Source organism: Streptomyces sp. B1866, assembly GCF_031932565.1.
Classification (GTDB): Bacteria; Actinomycetota; Actinomycetes; order Streptomycetales; family Streptomycetaceae; genus Streptomyces.
In genome coordinates this window covers 1-261 of sequence record NZ_JAVSCF010000672.1, presented here as the reverse complement: position 1 = coordinate 261, position 261 = coordinate 1, and the positions used below count along the sequence as shown (strand labels likewise).

The 261-nt window shown below is 67.8% G+C and carries 1 protein-coding gene; it reads right to left on the bottom strand.

Translation table 11 applies throughout. The features are described 5' to 3' along the window. Positions 1-261, bottom strand: a 261-nt coding sequence (locus RKE29_RS30725; protein WP_312008947.1) for a family 20 glycosylhydrolase, incomplete at both ends; no start/stop codon positions are given.

Genomic DNA, 261 nt, shown 5'->3' with positions numbered 1-261 from the left:
GGCCGCGTCGCTGGTGACGTCCAGCCGTCCGTCCCGCATGGAAGAGGTGTCGTTCGGGTCGGGCGGCAACCGGTACTCCGGGTGCCTGGCCAGCACCGCATTCATGTGCCCGGGCATGTCGATCTCCGGGATCACCGTGACGTGATAGCGGGCCGCGAGCTCGACGATCGCGCTGGCCTCCGACTTGGTGAGGTGCTCGTCCGACACGATCTCGGGATGGCTGTCGCTGTCGATCCGGAACCCGTTGTCGCCGCCGAGGTT